Annotated in this window: 6 protein-coding genes; 3 read left to right on the top strand and 3 right to left on the bottom strand. The window is 66.7% G+C overall.

The window, feature by feature from the left end; translation table 11 throughout:
- Both HY058_21390 and HY058_21385 read right to left on the bottom strand, forming a co-directional pair.
- Positions 1-583 (bottom strand): phosphatidylserine decarboxylase family protein (locus HY058_21390; protein ID MBI3499861.1); only part of this gene is annotated, 583 nt, incomplete at its 3' end.
- Positions 580-1686, bottom strand: a complete 1107-nt coding sequence (locus HY058_21385) for a LysM peptidoglycan-binding domain-containing protein (GenBank protein ID MBI3499860.1) — start codon at positions 1684-1686, stop codon at positions 580-582. The genes HY058_21385 and HY058_21390, both read right to left, overlap by 4 nt.
- Positions 1687-1939: 253 nt before the next feature.
- Between HY058_21385 and HY058_21380 the strand changes: the two genes are divergently transcribed.
- From HY058_21380 to HY058_21370, 3 genes are all read left to right on the top strand, one after another.
- Complete coding sequence (locus HY058_21380; protein ID MBI3499859.1) at positions 1940-2416, top strand: cytochrome c; 477 nt, start codon at positions 1940-1942, stop codon at positions 2414-2416.
- 77 nt (positions 2417-2493) lie between these two features.
- Complete coding sequence (locus HY058_21375; protein MBI3499858.1) at positions 2494-3381, top strand: cytochrome c; 888 nt, start codon at positions 2494-2496, stop codon at positions 3379-3381.
- Positions 3382-3465: 84 nt separating this feature from the next.
- On the top strand, positions 3466-4050 hold the full coding sequence (locus HY058_21370; protein ID MBI3499857.1) for a TIGR00730 family Rossman fold protein: 585 nt from the start codon (positions 3466-3468) through the stop codon (positions 4048-4050).
- Between the two features lie 72 nt (positions 4051-4122).
- Here HY058_21370 and HY058_21365 read toward each other — a convergent pair.
- Positions 4123-5081 (bottom strand): amino acid ABC transporter substrate-binding protein (locus HY058_21365; GenBank protein MBI3499856.1); only part of this gene is annotated, 959 nt, incomplete at its 5' end.

Raw genomic sequence — 5081 nt, 5'->3', positions numbered from 1 at the left:
ACACGTCGACCCGGCTGCCGAAGCGGATCATGCCGAAGCGCTCGCCGGCCAGCAGCCGCTGGCCCAGGCGCGCCTGGCACAGGATGCGCCGCGCGATCAGTCCGGCGATCTGCACCACGGCGATGTCGCGGCCGTCGTTCAGCGCCAGCCGGATCGACTGCCGCTCGTTGTCGATGCTGGCCTTGTCGAGCGAGGCGTTGAGGAACTTGCCCGGCCGGTAGTCGAGCGCGGTCACCTCGCCGTCGCAGGGCGCTCTGTTCACATGCACATCGAAAATGTTGAGGAAGATGCTGATGCGCGGGCGCGCGTGCATGCCCATGCCGGGCTCGGCCGGCGGCGTGGCGCGGGTGATCGCCTGAACGACGCCGTCGGCGGGGCTGACGATCAACCCCGGGCGGATCGGCACGACACGATCGGGATCGCGGAAGAAATAGGTGCACCAGAGGGTCGAGAGAACGACGGCCCAGCCCAGAGGCTCGAACAGCCACAAGGTGAAGAGCGACAGGATCGCCAAGCCGCCGATGAACGGCCACCCATCGGAGGCGATCGGAACGAGCACGGTCTTCAGCACTGCCGCTCTCAGTTGACCGCTGTCGGAAGCTGGAAGACCTGACCCGGATAGATCAGATCGGGATCGCGGATCTGATCCTGGTTCGCCTGGTAGATGACAGTGTACTGGGTGCCCTGGCCATAGACACGCCGCGCGATCGACCAAAGATTGTTGCCGGGCTGGATGACGATGAAGTTGGCGGCGGTCAAATCGCCGAGCGGTGCCGCGCGGCGCAAGGGCAGTTCGGCGCGCGCCACCACGCGGCCGTCCCCGCCGACGCGATCCGCGCGCAAGGTATAGAGCCCCGGCGCGATTTCCCCGGACGGGCTCAAGCGCCAATCCCCGCCGGATCCGGCGGTGGCCGCGCCGATCAGCTTGTTGTCGAGATAGACGCGCACTTCGGCGCCGGATTCCGCCTTGCCGGCAAAGCTGATGCGCCCAGCATCGTCGTAGTCGACGACATCGACGGTGACGGTCGGGACATTGGGTGCGGTCGATGCGGCCGGTGCGCTCGATGTTGGGGCGACGGCCGCCGGCGGGACAATATTGGCGCGCGGCGGCGAAGCAGCGTTTGCTTGCGGCGCCTGCAAGACCTGGCTCGGCCCGGTGCCTTGCCTGGGCACCGAGAGCGCCAGGGCTTGGCTCGGCTGGTCGCTCGGACGTCCGGCGATATCCTTCTGGCGCTCGGGCACGACCAGAACCACCACCCGCTCGGAGGTCTGGTTCGAGCCGTCGGCGCTGCGCTGGCTCAAGGAAAGCGACCGGGTTCCGGGGGTCAAGGGCTGGGAGGGCAGCAACACCCACTCGCCGCGGGCATCGGCCATGACCTTGCCGATGGGCTTGTCGCCATCGAGCACGGTCACCTCGGTATTGGGAGCGCCGCGACCGGCGATGACCGCATCGCCGCTGGGATTGACCCGGACCACATCGAAGCTGGGGGCCACCGGCTGAGGCGTCGAGGAAGGCGCCGCGACCGCCGGCAGCGGTTGCGCTTGTGTTGCCGGAGTCGGCGCAATCGCCTGGCTTCGCGGTGCGGCTTCCGAGACTCGCTCCTGACGCGAAACGAACTCGTTCAACCCCACGGCAATCAAGGCGAGAAGAACGCCGACGCCACCGATGATCCAGTATCGGTTCATCAATCAATCATCCGTGGCCGAGCTGGGAGCCTGCCCGGGCCCATCGAGGCAGGTGCCGCGCTGTCAACCTACCGCGGCGGAATGATGAATTCAAACGCTGCGGCCGTTCCAGGATTACAAATCGTGAAGCCGGCGTCCCGCGGGTCCGGTTGCCAGCCAGGAAATGTGCGTGTCATAGTGCCTTGTCGGGGCTGGTCTGGCGGGGGCATAGGCCGCCCGATCCGTAGAAAAACCGATTGGGAGAGCTATCGAAATGAACACTCGAAAATGGGTGGCAGCCGGGTTCACGGGCGCGTGCCTGGCCCTGGTCGCAGCCACCGCCATGCTGTCGGTCGCCGAAGCGCAAGCCCCCGCTTCCACCATCGCCACCCGCAAGGAGGCGATGAAGGGCAATGGCGCGGCAGCCGGCGCCCTGAACCGGATGGTGCGCGGCGAGAACCCGTGGAACCAGCAGGCGGCAGTGACCGCGGCGACCGCCATCAACGACACCGCGAAGAAGATCCCGGCCCTGTTTCCGGCGGGATCAGGCACCGGCGAGACCAACGCGCTGCCGGCGATTTGGGAGAAGAACGCGGACTTCCTCGCCGCGGCGAAGAAGCTCGAGGAGGCCAGCGGCAACGTGCTGAAGGCCGCCCAGGCCAATGACGAGGCCGGCGTCAAGGCGGCCTTCCCGACCGTGGGCCAGGCCTGCGGCGGGTGCCACACGCCGTACCGCAAGCCCTTGACCTAGAACAGCCGAAACCGAGCCGACGGGAGGCAGAAAGGCTTCCCGTCCCCTCGCCCGCCGCCGCGGACGCTTCCATGACCATGCTTCGTCTCTTTGCCGTCGCAGCGCTGGCGGCGCTGGTGGCCTCAGGGCCGGCGCAGGCGCAGACGGCGAATGCCAGCGCCATTGCTCGCGGCCAGTATATCTTCGACCTCGGGGGCTGCGTCGGCTGCCACACCGATGTCAAGAACAACGGCAAGACGCTGGCCGGCGGCCGCGCGCTCCGTACCCCCTTCGGCACCTTTTACGGCCCCAACATCACATCCGATCCCATCAACGGCATCGGGGCGTGGAGCGAGGCCGAGTTCATCCGCGCCATGCGCCAGGGCGTGGCGGCGGACGGCAGCAACCTCTTTCCGGTCTTCCCCTACCCGTCCTTCACCAAGATGAGCGATGGCGACCTCAAGGATCTCTTCGCCTATCTGAAAGCGCAGCCGGCGGTGGCTGAGCCGAACCGGCCGCACGACATCGGCTTCCCGTTCAACCTGCGCCTGCTGCAGACCGGTTGGAAGCTCATGAACTATGTCTATGGGCCGTTCAAGCCGGACCCGAAGAAGCCGTCGGAGTGGAACCGCGGCGCCTATCTGGTCCAGGCCGTCGCCCATTGCGGGGAGTGCCACACCCCCCGTAACCTCATGGGCGGGCTCAAGACCGATCTCGCCTTTGCCGGCAATGCCGATGGGCCAGAGGGCGACCGGGTGCCCAACATCACGCCTGATCCCGGCACCGGCATCGGCGACTGGAGCCCGGCCGATCTGGTCGATCTCTTGAAGTCCGGCATGAAGCCCGACGGCGACGTCGTCGGCGCGTCCATGGGCGAGGTGGTGAAGAACAGCACCAGCAAGTTCACCGACGACGACATCCGCGCCATCGTGGCCTATCTCAGGGCGCTGCCGCCGATTAAGAACACGCTCAGGAAAAAGTCCTAAGCGCCCGCACTCAGCGAGAAAACCCAGCCGGCGCTGCTCCGCCCTTGACCGGGTCGGTGCCGCGGTGCCATCTCAAGCGAAGACATGGCCAAGATTTCCTCGCTCTGCGTCTATTGCGGCGCCTCCTCGCAGGTTCCCGACATCTACAAGAAGGCGGCGCGGACGCTCGGCCGCATCCTCGCCGAAGCGGGCGTGCGGCTGGTGTTCGGCGGCGGCCGCGTGGGGCTGATGGGCGAGATCGCCGACGCAGCACTGGCGGCGGGCGGCCGCGTGGTCGGGGTCATCCCCAAGCATCTCGAGGACTTCGAGATCGGACACCGCGGCGTCAGCGAGCTCGTCGTCGTCGGCACCATGCATGAGCGCAAGCAGCGCATGTTCGAGCTGGCCGATGCCTTCGCCATCCTGCCGGGCGGCCTCGGCACGTTGGATGAGACCTTCGAGATCGTGACCTGGAAGCAGCTCGGGCTGCACGACAAGCCGGTGGCGCTCATCGATGTCGCCGGCTATTGGCAGCCGCTCGATGCACTGATCCGGCACATGACGGCGACGGGCTTCGTTGCCTCGGGCAACGACAAGCTGATGATCACGGTCGAGACCGTGGAGGAGCTGCTGCCGGCGCTGGAAGCCCTGCCGTCCCCGATCGTGCGGCCGCAGACGCGATTTGCGTGAAGCGGCTGGCTCTCCGAATCGAAAGGGCCGCCCCCGACGGGGACGGCCCTATGGCATTCGACGGCGTGGTGGTTAGCGCAGCGGCAGCGCGTACAAGATGCCGCCGCGGGTCCACAGATCGTTGAGGCCGCGCTCGAGATTGAGCGCCGTGCCCTTGCCGACGTTGCGCTCGAAGCTCTCGCCGTAGTTCCCCACGGTCTTGACGATGTTGTAGACCCACTTCTCGTCCAGCCCGAGCGCCTTGCCGTAGCCGGGGGTGACCCCGAGCACGCGCTGGATCGCCGGATCGGTGCTCTTCAGCTTCTCGTCGAGGTTCTTCGAGGTGATGCCGAGCTCCTCCGCCTCGATCATGGCATCCAAGGTCCAGCGCACGACCGCGTACCACTGGTCATCACCCTTGCGCACGACCGGGCCCAGGGGTTCCTTGGAGATGCGCTCCGGCAGGATCACATAGTCGTCCGGCTTCGGGGCCATGGCGGCGCGGGTGGAAGCGAGACCGGAGGCATCGGTGGTGAACACATCGCAGCGCCCGTTGAAGAAGGCGTTGGTCACCTCGTCGATCTTCTCGATGACGACCGGCTGGAACTTCATGTTGGTGGCGCGGAAATAATCGGCGAGGTTGAGCTCGGTGGTGGTTCCGGGCTGCACGCAGACGGTGGCGCCATTCAATTGCTTGGCCGAGGTCACGTTGAGCTTCTTCGGCACCATGAAGCCCTGGCCGTCATAGAAGTTGACGCCGGCCATGTGGAAGCCGAGCTGGGCATCGCGCAGCAAGGTCTGGGTGGTATTGCGGGCGAGCACGTCGACCTCGCCCGACTGCAAGGCCGGGAACCGCGACTGCGCGGTAGTGACCGTGTAGCGGACCTTCTCGCCATCGCCGAACATCGCGGCGGCGACCGCCTTGCAGAAGTCGATGTCGAGCCCGGTCCATTTCCCCTGGCTATCGGGATTGCCGAATCCCGGCAGGCCTTGGTTGACGCCGCAGACGACGTAGCCGCGGGCCTTGATGGCGTCGAACATGGCGCCTGCTT

It is taken from the genome of Pseudomonadota bacterium (genome assembly GCA_016195085.1).
Classification (GTDB): Bacteria; Pseudomonadota; Alphaproteobacteria; order SHVZ01; family SHVZ01; genus JACQAG01.
The sequence above is the reverse complement of the archived record's forward strand: the minus strand, read 5'-3'. Positions and strand labels throughout refer to the sequence as shown.